Annotated in this window: 18 protein-coding genes and 2 tRNA genes; 6 read left to right on the top strand and 14 right to left on the bottom strand. The window is 66.7% G+C overall.

Annotated features, from left to right (window positions below; all coding sequences use genetic code 11):
• Nucleotides 1-38: 38 nt before the first annotated feature.
• Together FHR20_RS06495 and dctA are read left to right on the top strand one after the other, a co-directional pair.
• Nucleotides 39-272 carry a hypothetical protein gene (locus FHR20_RS06495; protein ID WP_086129506.1) on the top strand — a complete coding sequence of 78 codons (234 nt, stop codon included), beginning with the start codon at nucleotides 39-41 and terminating at the stop codon, nucleotides 270-272.
• Between the two features lie 127 nt (nucleotides 273-399).
• A complete protein-coding gene (gene dctA, locus FHR20_RS06490; protein WP_167298738.1) occupies nucleotides 400-1,728 on the top strand; it encodes a C4-dicarboxylate transporter DctA in 1,329 nt (442 codons plus the stop codon).
• Between the two features lie 11 nt (nucleotides 1,729-1,739).
• Here the strand turns inward: dctA and FHR20_RS06485 are convergent.
• The 4 genes from FHR20_RS06485 to FHR20_RS06470 form a co-directional block, all read right to left on the bottom strand.
• A tRNA-Pro gene (locus FHR20_RS06485) sits at nucleotides 1,740-1,816 on the bottom strand.
• Between the two features lie 75 nt (nucleotides 1,817-1,891).
• A tRNA-Ile gene (locus FHR20_RS06480) sits at nucleotides 1,892-1,968 on the bottom strand.
• Nucleotides 1,969-1,993: 25 nt separating this feature from the next.
• Nucleotides 1,994-2,974: a polysaccharide deacetylase family protein gene (locus tag FHR20_RS06475; RefSeq protein WP_167298737.1), complete on the bottom strand. Its 981-nt coding sequence runs from the start codon at nucleotides 2,972-2,974 to the stop codon at nucleotides 1,994-1,996.
• A 37-nt stretch (nucleotides 2,975-3,011) separates the two neighbouring features.
• Nucleotides 3,012-5,252, bottom strand: a complete 2,241-nt coding sequence (locus FHR20_RS06470; RefSeq protein WP_243857141.1) for a sensor histidine kinase — start codon at nucleotides 5,250-5,252, stop codon at nucleotides 3,012-3,014.
• 180 nt (nucleotides 5,253-5,432) lie between these two features.
• Between FHR20_RS06470 and FHR20_RS06465 the strand changes: the two genes are divergently transcribed.
• Nucleotides 5,433-5,894, top strand: a complete 462-nt coding sequence (locus FHR20_RS06465) for an Lrp/AsnC family transcriptional regulator (RefSeq protein WP_086129504.1) — start codon at nucleotides 5,433-5,435, stop codon at nucleotides 5,892-5,894.
• A 56-nt stretch (nucleotides 5,895-5,950) separates the two neighbouring features.
• Here the strand turns inward: FHR20_RS06465 and FHR20_RS06460 are convergent, their stop codons facing one another.
• Complete coding sequence (locus FHR20_RS06460) at nucleotides 5,951-7,207, bottom strand: hypothetical protein (RefSeq protein WP_167298736.1); 1,257 nt, start codon at nucleotides 7,205-7,207, stop codon at nucleotides 5,951-5,953.
• Nucleotides 7,208-7,500: 293 nt separating this feature from the next.
• On the opposite strand from FHR20_RS06460, the gene FHR20_RS06455 reads away from it, so the two are divergent.
• Together FHR20_RS06455 and FHR20_RS06450 are read left to right on the top strand one after the other, a co-directional pair.
• A complete protein-coding gene (locus tag FHR20_RS06455; protein ID WP_167298735.1) occupies nucleotides 7,501-8,010 on the top strand; it encodes a hypothetical protein in 510 nt (169 codons plus the stop codon).
• The gene (locus FHR20_RS06450; protein ID WP_167298734.1) at nucleotides 8,010-8,480 is read left to right on the top strand and encodes a hypothetical protein; all 471 of its coding nucleotides are present in this window, start codon (nucleotides 8,010-8,012) and stop codon (nucleotides 8,478-8,480) included. The genes FHR20_RS06455 and FHR20_RS06450 overlap by 1 nt, the downstream gene beginning before the upstream one ends.
• Here the strand turns inward: FHR20_RS06450 and FHR20_RS06445 are convergent.
• The 8 genes from FHR20_RS06445 to FHR20_RS06410 form a co-directional block, all read right to left on the bottom strand.
• Nucleotides 8,434-8,913, bottom strand: a complete 480-nt coding sequence (locus tag FHR20_RS06445) for a glutathione peroxidase (RefSeq protein WP_167298733.1) — start codon at nucleotides 8,911-8,913, stop codon at nucleotides 8,434-8,436. The genes FHR20_RS06450 and FHR20_RS06445 overlap by 47 nt on opposite strands.
• On the bottom strand, nucleotides 8,910-9,506 hold the full coding sequence (locus FHR20_RS06440; protein ID WP_167298732.1) for a GNAT family N-acetyltransferase: 597 nt from the start codon (nucleotides 9,504-9,506) through the stop codon (nucleotides 8,910-8,912). The genes FHR20_RS06445 and FHR20_RS06440 overlap by 4 nt, the downstream gene beginning before the upstream one ends.
• Entirely contained in the window at nucleotides 9,503-10,168 is a 666-nt protein-coding gene (gene lepB / locus FHR20_RS06435) for a signal peptidase I (RefSeq protein WP_167298731.1), read from the bottom strand. The genes FHR20_RS06440 and lepB overlap by 4 nt, the downstream gene beginning before the upstream one ends.
• Nucleotides 10,165-10,857 carry an ABC transporter ATP-binding protein gene (locus FHR20_RS06430; protein WP_167298730.1) on the bottom strand — a complete coding sequence of 231 codons (693 nt, stop codon included), beginning with the start codon at nucleotides 10,855-10,857 and terminating at the stop codon, nucleotides 10,165-10,167. The genes lepB and FHR20_RS06430 overlap by 4 nt, the downstream gene beginning before the upstream one ends.
• Entirely contained in the window at nucleotides 10,850-12,100 is a 1,251-nt protein-coding gene (locus FHR20_RS06425; protein WP_167299401.1) for a lipoprotein-releasing ABC transporter permease subunit, read from the bottom strand. The genes FHR20_RS06430 and FHR20_RS06425 overlap by 8 nt, the downstream gene beginning before the upstream one ends.
• Nucleotides 12,101-12,458: 358 nt before the next feature.
• Nucleotides 12,459-12,779, bottom strand: a complete 321-nt coding sequence (locus FHR20_RS06420; protein WP_167298729.1) for a PilZ domain-containing protein — start codon at nucleotides 12,777-12,779, stop codon at nucleotides 12,459-12,461.
• Nucleotides 12,780-12,841: 62 nt separating this feature from the next.
• Nucleotides 12,842-14,485 carry a pilus assembly protein TadG-related protein gene (locus tag FHR20_RS06415; RefSeq protein ID WP_167298728.1) on the bottom strand — a complete coding sequence of 548 codons (1,644 nt, stop codon included), beginning with the start codon at nucleotides 14,483-14,485 and terminating at the stop codon, nucleotides 12,842-12,844.
• Nucleotides 14,486-14,493: 8 nt separating this feature from the next.
• Nucleotides 14,494-14,943, bottom strand: a complete 450-nt coding sequence (locus FHR20_RS06410) for a TadE/TadG family type IV pilus assembly protein (RefSeq protein WP_167298727.1) — start codon at nucleotides 14,941-14,943, stop codon at nucleotides 14,494-14,496.
• A gap of 365 nt (nucleotides 14,944-15,308) precedes the next feature.
• On the opposite strand from FHR20_RS06410, the gene FHR20_RS06405 reads away from it, so the two are divergent.
• A complete protein-coding gene (locus FHR20_RS06405; protein ID WP_243857140.1) occupies nucleotides 15,309-16,133 on the top strand; it encodes a PAS domain-containing protein in 825 nt (274 codons plus the stop codon).
• Here FHR20_RS06405 and FHR20_RS06400 read toward each other — a convergent pair.
• A complete protein-coding gene (locus tag FHR20_RS06400; protein WP_167298725.1) occupies nucleotides 16,127-16,816 on the bottom strand; it encodes a hypothetical protein in 690 nt (229 codons plus the stop codon). The two genes, FHR20_RS06405 and FHR20_RS06400, sit on opposite strands and share 7 nt — an antisense overlap.
• Nucleotides 16,817-16,859 lie beyond the last annotated feature (43 nt).

The following is a 16,859-nucleotide window of genomic DNA, read 5'->3' as shown; positions in this document are numbered from 1 at the left end:
CCGGTTGCGAAACGTTTGAGTTCCTTTAGGAGCACCACATGAAGAAGATCCTCATTGTTGCTGCGACCGCCGGCCTGATGTCGCTCGCGGCTTGCAACGGCGGCACCACCAACACCACCGCCGAGAACGTTGCCGACTCGCACGAGGCGAATGCCGCTGCGTACGAAGCTGCCGCCGACAACACCACCAACGCCGCCGCCGAGGCGACCCTCGAGAACGCCGCGAACGTGGAAGAGAACAAGGCCGACGCCGCCACGGCGAACGCGCACTGATCTCCGTTCGGCGCCGGCCATCCGGCCGGACCGAGGAATAGGAAGGGCGCTCCCGAAAGGGGGCGCCCTTTCCTGTTGGGGGCAATCGCGCGCTCCGCTATGCCCGGTCGGATCGAGGGGAGGAAGAATGGGCGCAGTAGCAACGAGCCAGGCCGGCAAGCCGCAGCGCTGGTGGCAGATGCTCTATGTGCAGGTGCTGATCGGCATCGCGGCGGGCATGCTGGTCGGCGCGATCTGGCCTGCCTGGGGCGCATCGCTCGAATGGCTGGGCCTCGCCTTCGTCAACCTCGTCAAGATGATCATCGCGCCCGTGATCTTCCTTACCCTGGTGACGGGCATTGCCGGCGCCCGCGAATTGGGCTCGCTCGGCCGCGTGGTCGTGAAGGCCTTCGCCTATTTCCTGTTCTTCTCCACCCTGGCGCTGATTCTGGGCCTGATCGTCGCGCATGTCGTCCAGCCCGGGGCGGGCATGCATGTCGATCCGCACGGCCTGAGCGAAGCCAAGGTCGCCGGCTTCGAGAAGCAGGCCCATGAGACCAGCATCACAGGCTTCGTGATGGCGATCATCCCGACCACGCTGGTCTCGGCGCTCACGGCGGGGTCGATCCTCCAGGTGCTGTTCGTCGCCATCCTGTGCGGCATTGCGCTTGCCAGCATCGGCGAGCGCGTCCGCCCGCTGGTCGATCTGCTCGAACAGGCATCGGAAATGGTGTTCCGCATCGTCGCCATCCTGATGCGCGCGGCGCCCGTGGGCGCGTTCGGCGCGATGGCCTTCACCATCGGCAAATATGGCGTGGAATCGCTGCGGGATCTCGCCTGGCTCGTCGGCACCTTCTATTTCACCTCGGCATTGTTCGTGCTCGGCGTACTCGGGATCGTAGGCTGGCTGGCCGGCTTCTCGATCTTCAAGCTGCTCCGCTACATAAAGGCCGAGCTGCTGCTCGTCCTTGGCGCCTCCTCCTCCGAAGCCGCCCTCCCCGCGCTGATCGACAAGCTGGAACGCGCCGGTTGCGACAAGGAAGTGGTCGGCGTGGTGGTGCCGGCCGGCTATTCGTTCAACCTCGACGGCACCAACATCTACATGACGCTCGCTGCGCTGTTCATCGCCCAGGCAACCGGCGTGCACCTCTCGCTCGGCGAGCAGCTCATCCTGCTCGGCACCGCCATGCTCACGTCCAAGGGCGCGGCGGGCGTCACCGGCGCGGGCTTCGCGACGCTGGCCGCGACCCTGATGGTGGTTCCCTCGATCCCCGTGGCGGGCATGGCACTGATCCTCGGCGTCGACCGCTTCATGAGCGAGTGCCGCAGCCTCACCAATTTCATCGGCAACGCCGTGGCGACGATCGTGGTGGCGCGCTGGGAAGGCCGGCTCGACCGCGAAGCCTTGCGACGCGCGCTCGACGGCACGGCCGACGCGGCGCCCGCACGCGCCGCCATCGAAGCCGATATGGGGTGAGGACCGGAAAATGGTCGGGGAGACAGGATTCGAACCTGCGACATCTTGCTCCCAAAGCAAGCGCGCTACCGGGCTGCGCCACTCCCCGACGCGGATTGCGGCCCTAGGCCGTGATTGCGAACTACACAAGGCAATAGCTTCGCCATTGCCCGCGATCCGCCGCTGGTGGGCCCGGCAGGACTTGAACCCGCAACCTAGCCGTTATGAGCGGCCAGCTCTAACCAATTGAGCTACAGGCCCCCAGCAAACCGGCCCTAGCGGAACCTCAGGCCGGGCCGCAAGTCGCCGCGACGATCTGATCGACCGATGCGGCGCGCACGCCCAGCCGGTCGAGCAGGGCGAGCACCTCGTCCCACCAGCGCAGGAATGCCGCCAGATCCGCCTCGGTGCGCACATAGGGCGTGTGGCCGGGCTCCACCGAAGGCGAATGAAAGGCGAAGTTGAGCAGCCGCAACCCTTCGCCCACCGCGACGCGAATCGCCTCCCTGGCCTCGTCCAGCGGCATATCCTCGGGTGTGAGCGACACGCGCGAAAGCATACCCAGGCGGGACGCGATGCCGATCCCGTGCGGGAAACGGCCCAGGCTGCGATGCAGCCCCGCCCCGCCCCGCCGCAGGCGGCCGGTGAAAACCGTGGTGAAGGGCAGCTCGATCAGCTCGCCCAAGCGGAACGCATGATTGGGCACCGCAAGGAAATCGGGCCCGCCCTCCGCGGAATAATCATAGGCCGATCGCATCGAGCTATCGATCCGATAGCCGAGCTCGGCAAGCAGCGCCGGCGTCTCCGGCCCGATCCCGTAGCGGCCGGCGCGATAGACGAGCGGACGGCGCCCGAAGGCGCGCTCCACGGCATCGGTGAGCGCTGTCAGCTTGGCGCGCTGCAGGCCGATCGGGAGATTGCCCGTGAAGCTGTTGAATCCGTTCACTTCCTCCCGGTGCGGGGGATTTACCCAGGGATGGAGCTGGGTACCGATCGCCGAGCGCCCGTCCTGCATGACTTCGCGCAGCACGTCGATGGCGAGCGGCGAAGTCGCGATCGGATAGTCGACCAGATAGGCGAGCGGCACGCCCGCGGCGGCGAAGCGGGCATGTACCGCAGGCAGCGCGGCCATATGCCGGGTCCCGTCCGCATCGGAACTGAGCGGCGCACCCCAGTCGAACTCCTCCTCGGTGTCGACGAAGATGGTGAAGCGCGTGCCGAAATCGTCCGGCCAGTGCAGGCGCGCACCCGGAACGGGCGCGGGCACGCGGTAACCGCCGCGATCTGGAGCGTCACCCCCCACTTCAGCTTAGATGTGCCTGGCCCACCTGCTCGTTTACGGCGGCCGGAAGCCGCAAAGTCAAGCTTTCGCGGCCGATGACGAGCGTGCCGCCCAGTTCGCGGGAGAGGTTCCGGGCGAGCCGCAGCGCGAATCCGGTGCCGAGCAGCGTCGCGTCCTCGCGCTCATCGTCGATGTCGAGCACCGAATCGCCGGGATAGTCGGCAAGGGCCTGGGGGCGATCGATGGTGATCGACACCATCTCGGCAGTCTCCAGCGCCATGTGTACGCCGATCCGTTCACTGTGCCCGCTGGCCGAAACGAGCGTTGCGAGGAGGCGCGCCAGCAATCGCTCGACCGCGCGGCGATCACCGGTGACCGAAAGATCGGCGATCGGCAGCGCGATCACCGAGCCGCGCAGTTCGGCAAGCGGCGCGAGGTCGTCGACGATCGTCGCGAGCACCGGCCGCAACGCGATCTGGCCGGGCACGAGCGAAAGCGCCGCGCTGTCGATCCGCGCGGCGAGATCGAGATCGTCGATCGCGCCAAGCAGTTCGCGCGCCTGGGAGCGGATCACCTGGGCCCGGTCGCGATAGGCATCGCCCACGGGGCCGAGCATCTGCGCCTCGATCATCTCGGCAAAGCCCGCGATCGCATTGGTCGGCGTGCGCAGTTCATGGACGAGCTGGCGGAGTGAATCGGCCGGCATCGCCGGCGCCGGCGCAGTGCGCACCGGCTCGGCGCGTTCGTCGACTCGCGGCCGGCGCGCGGTTCCGCGATAGCCGGTGAAGCGGCCATTGCCGGGATCGAAGACCGGGATGGCCGAGATCAGCCAGTCCCCCGCAGCATCGGATTCGCCTTCCACCGAAAGCCGGGCATTGGAGAAGCCGGCGCGGCGCCGGAAAGCCCCCGCGGCGACACCATCCACGCGCGATGCCTCCGATACGCCGGGAGCAGCCTGGCTATCGAGCGATACGCCGATCAGCGGCGCACGGCTGACGCCGTCGACCCAGCGGATCATGCCCTTGGCATCGGTCTCGAAACGGAAGTCGTCGGCCGGGCGCGGTGCGGGCGGGTCCTGCGGGCCGGTTTCCTCGCGATGGCGCCAGAACGCGTCGATCCGCGCCACCACGTCGGCAATCTCGAAGGTGCCGTCGTCGTCGCCCGCGGCTTCTGCCGCAATCTGCCGCACTTCTGCGGCCAGGCTATCGCTATACTCCATGGCCGGACCCTGCGCCCCTGCCTCCGGCAGCGCAATCGCTTCGGCGGAATCGGCTGACTCGTCTGTCCCGGATTGGACCGGGCGGATCGGAATTTCGGCCTCTTCGGCTACTTGCGCCGCCGAAGCGGTGATCGACGGCGCCAGGCCGGCAAGTGCGACGAAGGAAAGGTCCTCCACCAGCGGAGGGGCCTCCGCTTCGGGTGCGACTTCGGGCTCGGGCACCGGCACGGACCCGATATGGGCCTGCGGCTCCGCCAATCCGGAGTCGACCGGATCGAGGTCTTCGGCCGGCAAGCCCTCCCTCGCTTCGTCGACTGGAGCGGCGACGGGCAACCGGCCCAGCAATGCGGCAAGGGTCGCCTCGTGCGCCGGCAACCGCTGGGGAGTGGTGGAACTCCAATAGACCAGGGGCTTGCCCTCGGCCTCCGGCGCGGCTGCCGCCATGGATTCGTGCGAGTCCGCATTCGCTGCGTCGAGATGCTCGACCGCCTCAATCTCGGCCGGCACCGGCTCGGCCGGGCGCGCGTCGACCACCTCGGCCCAATCGATTGCCGTCACCTCGGCCATCACTTCCGGCTCGGCGGTCACGGTTTCGACCGGGACTTGCTTCACCGTCTCGTCGGGCAGCACGAAATCGATCGGGCCGAAACTCTCCAGCGCGCGACGCACCGCCGGGCTGAGGTCGCGCCGATTGCGCAATATCGCGCGTGCGGCCGGTGCGAGTTCGGGCAGCAGCTGGATCCACTCGGCCGAATTCATCCGCGCACTGCGCAGCACGGGCAGCGCCACCTGCAGCTCGTCGAGCGCGAACAGGCGCACGAGCGGCGGCGGCGGATCGGCATGCTCGAGGGTGCGGGCGCTGGCGGCACGCACCGGCAGCGGCACGGATTCGCGAATCGTGCGGAGCACGCCCATCGCACGATTGCCCGCAACGGCACGGCGACGACCGATCAGGTCGACGAGCTGCCGCCAGGCGGACTGGACGCCATAAGGCGTGCCCAGATCCGAGGCCAGCACCGTCTCCAATGTATCGTCGAAGCGCAACGCGTGCCCACCTTTACCCGGCGCAGCAACACGCGCCGTAAGGAATCCTTAACCCGTGAAACGTCGGTTCGGAACTGTCGATTTCGGCACGTCGCATTGTGGGACAATTGCGTTGCGGCGTAATAATATTATGTCTAAACGCAACACACGGAAACGAATCAACAGATAGAAGGAACATAAATGCGATTCGACGATATCGACGTACGGATCCTCGGCCTGTTGCAGGACAATGGCCGCATGACCAATGTCGAGCTTGCCGAACGCGTTGGGCTGACGGCGCCTCCCTGCCTCAGGCGGGTGCGGGCCCTGGAGCAGCAGGGAGCGATCACCGGCTATCATGCCGCGCTCGATCCGGCCGCACTGGGCTACAACCTCACCGTGTTCGCCATGGTGAGCCTGAAAAGCCAGGCGGAAGCAGACCTGCGCGCCTTCGAACAGATGATGGCCGACATTCCCGAAGTCCGCGAATGCCATATGCTCAACGGCGAGATCGATTTCATCCTGAAGATCGTCGCGCCCGACCTGCAGAGCTTCCAGCACATCCTGACCACGCGCCTCACCCCGGCGCCGAACGTCGAGCATGTGAAGACCTCGCTCACCATCCGAACCTCCAAGGCGCTGCCCGGCGTGCCGGTCGCCTGATACGAAAAGGGGCGGCATCGCTGCCGCCCCCTTCCCTGTTCGGCGCGAAGCCGCGCTCAGCTGAGCGGCGGCGTTTCGAGCGAGACCTGCCAGAGCAGCGCGACATTGACGTACGGGCCGGTCTTCACCGCCTGGAACGCCGTCTTCGCCTCTTCCTTGCGGCCGAGACGCTGCAGCGCGATGCCGCGGTGCAGGTTGATCTCATTGGCATCCGCGCCGCCCTTGGCCAGCGCAGCGTCGTAGAGCTCGAGCGCGCGCGCATTGTCGCCGGCGGCGAGCAGCGCGTCGGCATTGCCGGCACCGCCCTGCTTGGCCAGGACGTCGAGCGACGGGCTGCTCTTAACGCCGGCCTGGGCCGCGGTGTAGGTGCGGTTGCCATCGGGGTCGGTCGTCGGCAGCTTGCCGTTCTTGCGCCCCTCTTCGATCACCGAGATCGCTTCCCAGGGCAGGCCCGAGGACTGGGCGGCATAGGCATAGTCGGCATAGTCGCCGCGATCGGCGAGCGAGTTCGTGATGCGGCGAAGACGATAGAGGTCGATGCGCTCGGTCTTGGCGGCCCGATCCGAGCCCTTGGCGCCCTGGCCGAGCACTTCGATCGCCCAGCGCCAGTTCTTCACCGCCGGATAGTCCTTCAGATAATAAGCGAGCCAGTCATAGGTCGCCTCGCGATTGCCGGTGGCGGTCACCTTCGGAATGGCGAACTGATACCAGGCCTCCGGCGCCTTCTGCCCCGTCGACTTGGCAAATTCGATCGCATTGCGCGCTTCGGCGGCGGCCTCGGCATTCTTGCCGGTGGCGGCGTAGGAATTCGCCAGCATCAGCGGAATGTCGACGTTCTTCTCGCCCAGCTGGCGCGCCTTGGTCATGTAGTTGATGACGTCGGCATGCTTCTTCTGCGACGCGGCGGCCTTGCCGAGCAGGAAGTTCAGACGCGCATTGTAGGGGCCCACTGCGTCCGGCGCGCTGCGCGGGCTGGCCACCAGCACCTGCAGCGGCGCGATCTGGCCCGCCTCGTTGCCGCGCCCGAGCTCGAGCTGCAGGCGCATCGAGGCCGCGAAGAATTTCTCGTCGTCATTCTTCGCCGCAGCTTCGGCAGCGGTGATCTGCGGTTCGGCGGTCGCCCAGTCCTTGGCCTTCACCGCGGCTTCGGCGGCAGCGGCGGGCTTGCGGAATTCATCGCTGACCTGAAGCTGGTTCGCAGCCGGGGCGTTCTTGTCGTCCTTCTTCTTCTGCGCGGCAGCAGGGGCCACCGTCAGCGCAGTGGCGCCCAGCGACAGCACGGCGGCCAGCGCGAGCTTGGAAGCGAAGTTCATGCGAAACTCTCCTAAACGGGGAAAGGGCGGGGGCTTTCGGCGCACCTCTAGTTGCCCCACACGCGCCGTTCAAGCCGATCCCCGTCGCCGATGCCGGTTCTGCGATGAACGTCATTTTAACGGCCGGGCTCTCCCTGAGGCGTCGGAGGCCCCCGCCCGCCCTTCCCGGCTCTGCAATCCAACGGCCCGCCCCACAATTCGAACGACTCGTCCGCATATTTTGGTTGATGTGCGTTAACCCTGTGGATAAGTTTGTGGACAGCACGAGTAACTCGTTGCGTTGGAGGGGTAAAATGAGTTCCCTGTATCTCGGGTGCGCGCTTTGTGAAGTCGATGCGGAAGGCAATGTCCTGCTTGCCGACACCATGGCCCGGACGCTGGGTCTTCCCGCCCCGGAGGAGCCCTTGTTTCTCTCAACCCACGAACGCGATCAGTGCCTCGTCGGCTATGCCAGATCGCATCTCCAGGAGATTCGCACGCGTACCGAGCGCTGGCGCCTTGCCGACGAGGATGCCGGGCGCGATGCGCAACGGCATCATGAGCGCATGCGCCGGCTGTTCGGCATCGTCGAGGTCGCGCCACGCAGCGAGCAGGGGCTGATGCTCCCGGCGGTGATGCGCCATCTCGGCCGGATCGAAAGCATGGCGCTGATCGTCGGCACCGGCGACCGGTTCGAAATCTGGAACCCGCGACTCGCGGTGACGCATGTCGACGGCCGGTTCCGCGAGCTCGCCAGCTGGCAGGTCATGCATCGCCGCGCGCCCCGCGCCGGCTCGCGCCGCACCCGCCCGGTCCGCCGCTGATGGGCGCGCTGCGCTGCCGGCTGCTCGGCCATGCCGCGATGCCGACGCATTATCGCAGCGGCGAAACGGAATTCTCGCTGTGCATCCGCTGCGGCGACGACCTGCTTCGCGCGGTTGGGGCGGAGGAATGGGAAGAGGTTCCCGCCGGGCAGAAAGTGGTCTGGCGGCGGCGCGACCGGGGCGGCAGCGCCGCGGCAGTGGCCGAACGGATGACCTTGCCCCCTGCCCCGCGCCGCCATCGCCCGCGCAACGAACCGCCGATCGAGGCGCGCGGCCAGCGCCGCAGCCGTCCGCGCCGGGCCGGCGCCGTGATGCTGCTGGGGCTCACCGGTCGCTATGTAGTGGCCGGCCTCTTCGATCGCCTGCGCCGCCCCGCCCGGCCGGTGCCGCCGCAGACGCGCCTGCTTCCGGCACCGGGCCGGATTACAGCAGCTTCTCGATCTCGGGGCCAATCGCGTCGGGGCTGGTAGTCGGCGCGAACCGCTCCACCTTCGTGCCCGTCCGGTCGACGAGGAACTTGGTGAAGTTCCACTTGATCCCCTTCGAGCCGAGCACGCCCGGCGCCGCAGCCTTCAGCGCATCGAACAGCGGCGCCGCATCGGGGCCATTGACGTCGATCTTGGCATAGACCGGAAAGGTCACGTCATAGGTGAGCGAACAGAAATTCGCGATCTCCTCCGCATCCCCCGGCTCCTGCGCGCCGAACTGGTTGCAGGGAAAGGCCAGCACCGAGAAGCCGCGATCCCTGTACTTGCGGTGCAGCGCCTCGAGGCCGGCATATTGCGGCGTGAAGCCGCATTTCGACGCGGTATTGACGATGAGCAGAACCTCGCCGGCGTGATCGGCGAGCGTGGTCTCCGCGCCGCCGGGCTGGCGGACGGGAATGTCGGTGATCGCAGTCATGCGGCCTCTCCTTCGTAGCGGGCCATCAGCAGTTCGATATTGCGGCGGACGCCGGGCCATTCATGTGCCAGGATCGAATAGACCACGCTGTCGCGCATATGGCCCTTCAGGATCAGATGGCCGCGCAACACGCCGTCCATCCGCGCGCCCAGCCGCTCGATCGCGCGGCGCGAGGCCTGGTTGAGGAAATCGGTGCGGATCTGCACGCAATTGACCCGAAGCTCGTGAAAGGCATGGTGGAGCAGCAGGTATTTGGCCTCGGTGTTGAGCCCCGTCCGCTGGACGCGTGGCGCATAGAGCGTGCCGCCGATCTCGACGCGGCGATGCCCCTCGCTCATCCGCAGGAAACGGGTGGCACCGGCGATTCGCCCCTCGGCATCGAGCACGGTGAACGGCAGGCTCCGCCCCGCCGCCACGTCATTCTCGATCCGGTCCATCCAGGCGTCGATGCTGGCATCGTCGGGCACGGTAGTGTGAAACAGATGGCGGAGCCCGGCAAAGGCCAGGAGCAGGTCGGCACGATCCGCGCGCGCCATCGGGCGGAGCGTGACGTGACGGCCGGCAAGCGTCGGGACCTCGCGCCAGGCCGTCATTTGTCGATCCTGGTGATCGGACGATCGAAGCGCCCCGGCAGCGCCATCGACCAGGCTATGAAATCGACGCGCCCAAGCGCATCGCTCTCCGGCAGCATGCCCACACCGAAACTCTCGCGCGGGAACCTGCTGTCCGAGCTGTTGTCGCGATTGTCGCCCATCACGAAGAGGTGCCCGGCGGGGACGACGACGGCGGCGAAATCGTCCTGGGGCGTGGCATGCTGATCCAGGATGGCATGCGGCTGCGCCTCCCCGGGGAACTGTTCGAGCATTTTCCGGGCGGGCGAGCCAGGCTCATCCGCGGTTCCCATGCCGATCTGCTTCTGCGGCACCGGCTTGCCGTTGATCGAGACGATGCCGCCCGCCAGCGCGACGCTGTCGCCGGCAAGCCCGACGACGCGCCCGACACGCTTCTCCTCACCCAGTCGATAGACGATGACCTCGCCACGCGCCGGTCCCTTCGGGCCGAGATCGCGCGGATAGAATCGATCCCCCACCTCGAGCGTAGGCCGCATCGATTGGGAGGGGATGTAGAGCGGGCGGAACTGGCGCCCGGAGTCGAAGGCATGGCGTGCGACCGGCCAGGCAAACCAGATGCCCGTTGCCAGCGCGAGCGTTCCGAGCCCCAGGGTGACCGGGATCCAGCGCTCGCGATGCTTCACTCCAGATGCCCCTCGTGCAGCCGCACCACGCGATCCATCCGGGCGGCAAGGCGCTCGTTGTGCGTCGCGATCAGCGCGGCCGAACCCTGGGTGCGGACCAGGCCGAGGAATTCGGCGAGCACCTTGTCCGAAGTCGCCTCGTCCAGATTGCCGGTGGGTTCGTCCGCCAGCACCAGCGCCGGCTTGTTGGCGAGCGCCCGGGCAACGGCGACGCGCTGCTGCTCGCCGCCCGAAAGCTGGCTCGGCCGGTGCGTCAGCCGGTGTGCGAGGCCGAGTGCGGTGAGCAGTTCCTCCGCGCGCCTGTCCGCATCCGCGCGCAACGCGCCGTGGATCATCTGCGGCAGCACGACATTCTCAAGCGCATTGAAATCCGGCAGCAGGTGATGGAACTGGTAGACGAAACCCAGATGGTCGCGGCGCACCGCGGTGCGGCTCGGGCTGTCGAGCTGGGCGGCCTCCTTGCCGACGATCTGGATCGATCCCTGGAAGCCGCCCTCGAGCAGGCCGACGGCCTGGAGCAGGGTCGACTTGCCCGAGCCCGAAGGGCCGAGCAGCGCAACGATCTCGCCCGGCTGCACCGCGAGGTCGATGCCGCGCAGCACTTCGATCGTCTCGCCGCCCTGGCTGAAGCTGCGCTTGAGGCCGTGCGTCTGGAGGACCGGCACGACGCGTCCCTCAGCATCACTCATAGCGCAGCACCTGCACCGGATCGGTGCTCGCAGCCTTCCAGGCCGGATAGAGCGTGGCCAGGAAACAGAAGATCAGCGCCATCACGCAAATGCCTATCGTCTGGAACGGATCGGTCTTGGCCGGCAGCTCGGTGAGGAAGCGCATCTGCGGATCCCAGATATTCTGGCCGGTCACCAGCCCGATGAACTTCACCACCCCTTCCCGGAACGTGATGAAGAGGAAACCCAGCACGCCGCCCGCGGCCACGCCAAGCGCGCCGATCGTGGTGCCCACGGTCACGAAGATCCGCATCAGTCCGCCGCGCGTCGCACCCATCGTACGCAACACCGCAATGTCCCGCGTCTTGGCGCGCACCAGCATGATCAGCGAGGAGACGATGTTGAACGCCGCGACCACCAGGATGATCGAGAGGATGGTGAACGAGACGGTGCGGTCCACCGCCAGCGCCTCGAACAGCTCGGAGTTCATCATCCGCCAGTCGGTGATCTGGCCGACGCCGCTCACCTTGTCGTTCAGCGGCTGAAGGATCTGCGCCACCCGGTCCGGGTCGACAGTCTCCAGCTCGATCATCGAAACGCCGTCGCCGAGCAGCAACAGGGTCTGCGCGTCCTCGATCGGCATGACGGCGAAGACCTTGTCATAGTCATAGACGCCCACCTCGAATATGGCGGCGACCTTGTACTTCACGATGCGCGGCATGGTGCCGAAGGGCGTCGCCGCTCCGGCGGGATTGAGAATCGATATCTCGCTGCCCACCGTGGCCCCCAGCGATTCCGCCAGGCGCGAGCCGATCGCGACCTGCTCTCCCCCCGGCTTCAGGCTCTTGAGCGACCCGACGACTTCCTTGCCCTTGAGCGTGGGATTGCTGAGGATGTCCTCCATCCGCATGCCGCGCAGCTGGATGAACTCCGCCCGGCCATTATAGGTGGCGAAGAGCGGCTGCTCGATCAGCGGCGTCGCGCTGGTGACTCCGGGCGTCTTTCTCGCTTCGTCGAGCACCGCGCGCCAATTGCGCAGCTGGCCGCCATAGCCCTGGACCACGGCATGGCCGTTCAGCCCGGTGATCTTGTCGAACAATTCGGCGCGGAAGCCGTTCATCACGCTCATCACCACGATCAGCGCGGCAACGCCGAGCATGACGGCGACAAGGCTGAACCCGGCGACGACGGCGATGAACGCCTCGCTCCGCCCGGGCAGCAGATAGCGGCGGGCGATCATCCGCTCATAGCGTGAAATCAACAGCATGCGGGCCTTGTAACTCGCCGGGAAAACAGGTCTCCTGCCGATCTAGGGCAGATGGCGGCGAATTCCTACTGCCAACCGCTATGTTGCCGATTCAACACAGGGTGAGACCAATCTGCGCCTACCCCTTGTAATGCCAGTGACAAAACGGGTGCGTGCGCCTAGCAAAACTCCTGTCGAAGCGCAGGCGAAAGGCCGTGGTTCGGGGAGGCTCCAAGCCCCGCTCGTAGGCAAGTACGAGTGTGCGGGCTGGGCCTGACAAAGGGGGCTGACGAGCATTCGTCACGCAGGCGCCCGGATCGGAAACGGTCCGGGCGTTTGCCGTTTTCGGCCCGTTGGAAATCCCGCCTTTTCGGCGCTATTCCGAAAGCGGGCGATAGCTCGCCTGCTGCTCGGGCGTGGGCAGGCTGATGATATGCGTGACCACGCCAGGATGCAGCGGCGCCAGGAATTGCAGGCCGGCCGCGGCGCGGTTGCTCCAGACCACCCTGGCGGGCAGCGGTTTGAAACCGGGCAGCCGCAACACCGTTTCCATCCCCAGTTCGAGGAGGAAACCGGTCTCGAGCCGACAGCCCAGGCGCGAAATCTCGACCAGGCGCACGTCCTGGAAGCAGAAACGGGATTCCTTCACCGCAACCGCAATCGATACCGGCCAGCGCATCGCCTCACGCCGGTCCACGCCCTGCGTAATCTTCAGTCCTCTTCGATCGCCACGCATTCCCCAACCCCGACTCTAATCCCCTACCCAACCAAGATCGGCTTGCCGCAACGCAGCCCGTTCACGCGAACATCGGCCTGCCCGACACTGACTCCGAGAAGCCCGGTGAGACTGCCGAGCAGCGAATCGAGCGGCGCCGCCGCCCCCTGAAGCACCGTCCCCACCGCCGCGGTGACCAGCGATAGATTGATCCCGATCCCCAGCGTGTTGACCTGCAGATCCATGTCGCGGACCAGCGATGCCGCCACGCCGGCGGCGATGTCGTTGGTCGACACGGTATGCGTCTTGCCGGCGGCGATCTCCTGGGCGGTGAACGTCACCTGCTGCGCGCCCGCGCCACCCAGATTGACGTTCGACTGGCCGGTCACCTCGGCGAGCAGCAGCACTTTCACCAGCGTCGTCCGGCGGGGGGTGATCGCCGTGCCGAAATTGCCCAGCGACGCGGTATCCACGTCGCCGATCGCCACCTGCCCCGCCGAGGTGGTGACGTCGAGGCCGACCGTGGCAGTCGCCGGCGTCGGGCATGAGATGCTCCGCAGCGATGCTTCGGCCTTGGCCAGTTCGACGAAGAGCGGCAGATGGATCGAAGCCGCGCCCAACAGGCCCGCACCACCCACCTTGGTGTCGACATACAGACGAGTCTGCGCCGTGCGCACCTTCACGCTGCGGTCCTTGGCCACTGCAAGCCAGGGCGACTGCGCCGGCCGCTCGCCGATCGCCAGCGATACCTTGGTGGAGAGGAGCCCCGGAACGCCCGCCGCGAGATCCAGATCGACCTGGCGCTTGCCGGTGGCGATCTGGAGCATCTCGCGAACGAGCGCATAGCTATCGGCCTCGATCGGGCGCGAGGGATCGGTCTTGGTCTCGCCGGAGAGCGGGCCGAGGTCGATAATCTTGGAGAGTTGCACGGTGACCGGCGGCACGCGCGCGGCAATTCCGCGCAGCGCCGATTGGGCGCTCGAGTTGCCCGTCGCCGCGGCCAGGGCATTGAGCGCCTTGGGCAGGCTGACATTGGTGGCAAGCGTCTCGCCAAAGGTCAGGCCCTGGAGACTGGTCTGGGTGCGCAGCGCGTCGATGAAGGAAAGGAGGTCCACATCCGCGGTCACCAGCCCCTGCGCGTCCATCACGTTGAGGTTCAGCTCGGTCCCGGCGAGTCCCGAAAGCAATTGGCCGGGCAATCCGCCGCTCACCGATGCCAGACGCGAGCCGATCGAAAAGGAAGCGAGGTCCACCCGCGCCGCCGTTGCCGTCACCGACACGCGCGCCGTGGGGCGTCCGGTAAGAAACTTGCCGAAGAACAGCGGCACGTCCCGGCCCATGACGAGGCGGACGGCGTTGCCGTCGCCGGACGCGACGAAACGCGCGGCCGGTGCCACGGTGCTGTCGGCGGAATAGGTGCCGCGTTCCAGCTTCTCGATGTTCGCGTCGCTCGCCTGGTTCGCCGCCATTGCCTGGCGCGCCGCGGCATCCGCCGACTGGCTGTTCGCCGCACTCAGCGCCGCCGCATCCGCAACACCTTGCAGCCGCCTCTTCTCCAGATAGAGCGAGCCGGTATCCACCGCGAACGCCGCCGATCCCGCCAGCATCACGAACCCGCCGGCGAAGAGCATGGTGACATTGCCGCCACGATCGACCCTGAAGCGGCGAAGGAAGGACCGGATGGCCATGGCGCACCTCATGGGGCGGTGAGCGTCACGGTCGAGCTGCGCTCGATCACCTTGCTGGGCAGCGGCACCAGCTTGATCGAAAGCAGCGGATCGTTCGACGCGTCATAGGAGAGGTGGACCGTCAGGGTGCGCCCATCATCGTCGATCAGCGTGTCCATGCGCTCGGGCTTGAGCGTGCCGGTCTTGCGCAGATTGGCATCCAGCGCGGTGCGCGCCAGAGCGGCGCGTTCATTGGGGTCCAGCCCGCCGACCGCCGCACGCGCCGCCTCGTTCGCTGCCTGCTGCACGCTGTTGGCGCAGAGGAACCAGCCACCATAGGTGACGATCCCGCAGATCAGCATCAGAAGGATCGGCAGCGAGAAGGCCATCTCGATCGCGGCCGCACCGCGCCGTTCGCGCCACAGCCCGCGGCCGGCGCGGAGCGGCTTCTCGGCCAGGGAAGGCGAACGCGAACACATGCGCGATTCTTCGCACAGGAGAGCTTCCAAATCGCTCGCACGCCTGCCGGCACGATATCCGGATTTTCAGTAAACCTTGGCCGCGAAGGCACGAACCCAGAGCCGCCCGGATCGGGACGATCCCCTTGATTTTTCACACCATTTTCGACCTAGGCGGTCTTGATTTACGTTAACTTTGTTGTATTCTACATGTCAAACTGAAATTGAGCAAATTACGCAATTCTCGAATCTACTGCGGTCGCAACGTAAAAAACTGCCGTCGTCCCGAAAACGTTCGAGAGCATTCAATTATGCAACGCTCATCAGTGCAGACTGTTTCATCAGCTGAACTTACGCGCAATTTCGCATATTGGCAGGACCGCGCCATGCACGGCCCCGTCACGATCACCTATCACGGACGTCCACGCTACGTGCTGCTGGCAGCCGAGAGCTGGGATGCCGAGCATGCGATCGGCGAACGGGACGGCACGCATCGCGAACTCGAATATCAGTTCCTCGTCGAGCATATGGACGGCGGGCTGCTTGTGATCGATCCCGAGTTGAAGGTCACCGATGCGTCGAGTGCCGCCGCGCTGATCCTGGGGCGCACGCCCCCCGCGCTGATCGGTTCGCCGATCACCGATGCCCTGCCCGCTTCCACGCACGCCACCATGCTTTCCAGCCTGCGGCACGTGCTGCGCAGCGGCGAGCAATCCCAGTTCGATCTTGCGCTCGACGAGGAGAGCGGCACGCGACTGCGCATCCGCGCCTTTCCCTGGGTGGAGGGCGTCGCGCTGCTGGTACGGGTCAGCTATGAGGGCGACGAGGAAGCCCGGCTGGCCGAGCAGACAGCGCTGGAAAAGGCCCGCGCTGCGCATGGCCGGATCGAAGTGATCCGCCTGACGGTGCGCGGCACGGTTACGATGGTCGAGGCCGAGTTTGCCCGGATGGTCGGGCTGGCGCGGGAACGCATCCTGGGGCTTCGCTTCGTCGACCTGCTCGCGGTGCGCGACCGCACCGTTGCGCGCGATGCGATCGAGCGCGTGCTGAGCGGCCGTTCCGAGGCGGAGGCATTCGATGCGCGGCTGCTATGCGGCGGCGCCGAGGAGATCGGCGCGCGCGTCTCGATCGCGCCGCTCGCCAGCGGCTATGCCGTGGGCGGAGCGATCGTGATCGTCACGCTCGATCCGAACACGGAAACGGTTCAGTAGCAGGAAGGTCGCTGCAGCGCCGCAGTGCGCGAGATCGAGCGCTTGAAGGTTCCCACCACCTGGTTGGTGAGAGCGTCGGTACGGCTCGCTTCCGCGCTGAGGCGGCCGCAGGAGAGCGTGACGCCTGCCCAGGTCACTGCCCAGCCGATGCGCGGATTGCCGATATTGCCGCCCTCGAGCGTGACATTGCCATGGATTTCCGCAGGGGCGCCGCCATCGATCTGGACGCGCGCCGCATCGTTGAGCCGGGCGGCCCAGCCCCCGTCCCCGCCTTCGCCGGGCCGCAGATCGATACGCGCCGGTGAAGCGGAACTGCGCCTCGCCCCGCCGACGACCTGCTCCTCGGGCATCGCGACGCCGCCGGGGCGCCCATTCGCGACGGCGGAGACGATCTCGCTCACCTGCTTCACCCCGGTGATGTCGCCACGCACCGCCACGCCGAGCAGCACCGTGATCACGCCGAGGACCAGCGACACGCGGACGCCATTGGGGATGGTAAGCCGCGAGAGCACCAGCACCGAGATGCAGAGCGACGCGATCAATGCGACATTGGTATAGCCCGAGGGCGCGAAGGCGGAAGAGTTCACCCAGATCAGCCCGCCGCAGATCTGGCAGGCAGAGACCAGCGTGGCGAGCAGGCCCGCATTGCTGAAACTCGGCAAGGATCCCGTGGCTACACGCATGATCTTCCCAATATAGGAGATCGGGATACTTGATGTTGGTTAA

Source organism: Sphingomonas leidyi, assembly GCF_011761945.1.
Taxonomy (GTDB): Bacteria; Pseudomonadota; Alphaproteobacteria; order Sphingomonadales; family Sphingomonadaceae; genus Sphingomonas; species Sphingomonas leidyi.
The sequence above is the reverse complement of the archived record's forward strand: the minus strand, read 5'-3'. Positions and strand labels throughout refer to the sequence as shown.

What these genes read in the sequence shown, in the direction of transcription:
- FHR20_RS06450 (WP_167298734.1), top strand. Translation starts at nt 8,010, where the DNA reads ATGGGCGCGCTGCGCTGCCGGCTGCTCGGCCATGCCGCGATGCCGACG.
- FHR20_RS06445 (WP_167298733.1), bottom strand. Translation starts at nt 8,913, where the DNA reads ATGACTGCGATCACCGACATTCCCGTCCGCCAGCCCGGCGGCGCGGAG.
- FHR20_RS06455 (WP_167298735.1), top strand. Translation starts at nt 7,501, where the DNA reads ATGAGTTCCCTGTATCTCGGGTGCGCGCTTTGTGAAGTCGATGCGGAA.
- FHR20_RS06440 (WP_167298732.1), bottom strand. Translation starts at nt 9,506, where the DNA reads ATGACGGCCTGGCGCGAGGTCCCGACGCTTGCCGGCCGTCACGTCACG.
- dctA (WP_167298738.1), top strand. Translation starts at nt 400, where the DNA reads ATGGGCGCAGTAGCAACGAGCCAGGCCGGCAAGCCGCAGCGCTGGTGG.
- FHR20_RS06430 (WP_167298730.1), bottom strand. Translation starts at nt 10,857, where the DNA reads ATGAGTGATGCTGAGGGACGCGTCGTGCCGGTCCTCCAGACGCACGGC.
- FHR20_RS06405 (WP_243857140.1), top strand. Translation starts at nt 15,309, where the DNA reads ATGCACGGCCCCGTCACGATCACCTATCACGGACGTCCACGCTACGTG.
- FHR20_RS06495 (WP_086129506.1), top strand. Translation starts at nt 39, where the DNA reads ATGAAGAAGATCCTCATTGTTGCTGCGACCGCCGGCCTGATGTCGCTC.
- FHR20_RS06465 (WP_086129504.1), top strand. Translation starts at nt 5,433, where the DNA reads ATGCGATTCGACGATATCGACGTACGGATCCTCGGCCTGTTGCAGGAC.
- FHR20_RS06410 (WP_167298727.1), bottom strand. Translation starts at nt 14,943, where the DNA reads ATGTGTTCGCGTTCGCCTTCCCTGGCCGAGAAGCCGCTCCGCGCCGGC.
- FHR20_RS06460 (WP_167298736.1), bottom strand. Translation starts at nt 7,207, where the DNA reads ATGAACTTCGCTTCCAAGCTCGCGCTGGCCGCCGTGCTGTCGCTGGGC.
- FHR20_RS06415 (WP_167298728.1), bottom strand. Translation starts at nt 14,485, where the DNA reads ATGGCCATCCGGTCCTTCCTTCGCCGCTTCAGGGTCGATCGTGGCGGC.
- FHR20_RS06400 (WP_167298725.1), bottom strand. Translation starts at nt 16,816, where the DNA reads ATGCGTGTAGCCACGGGATCCTTGCCGAGTTTCAGCAATGCGGGCCTG.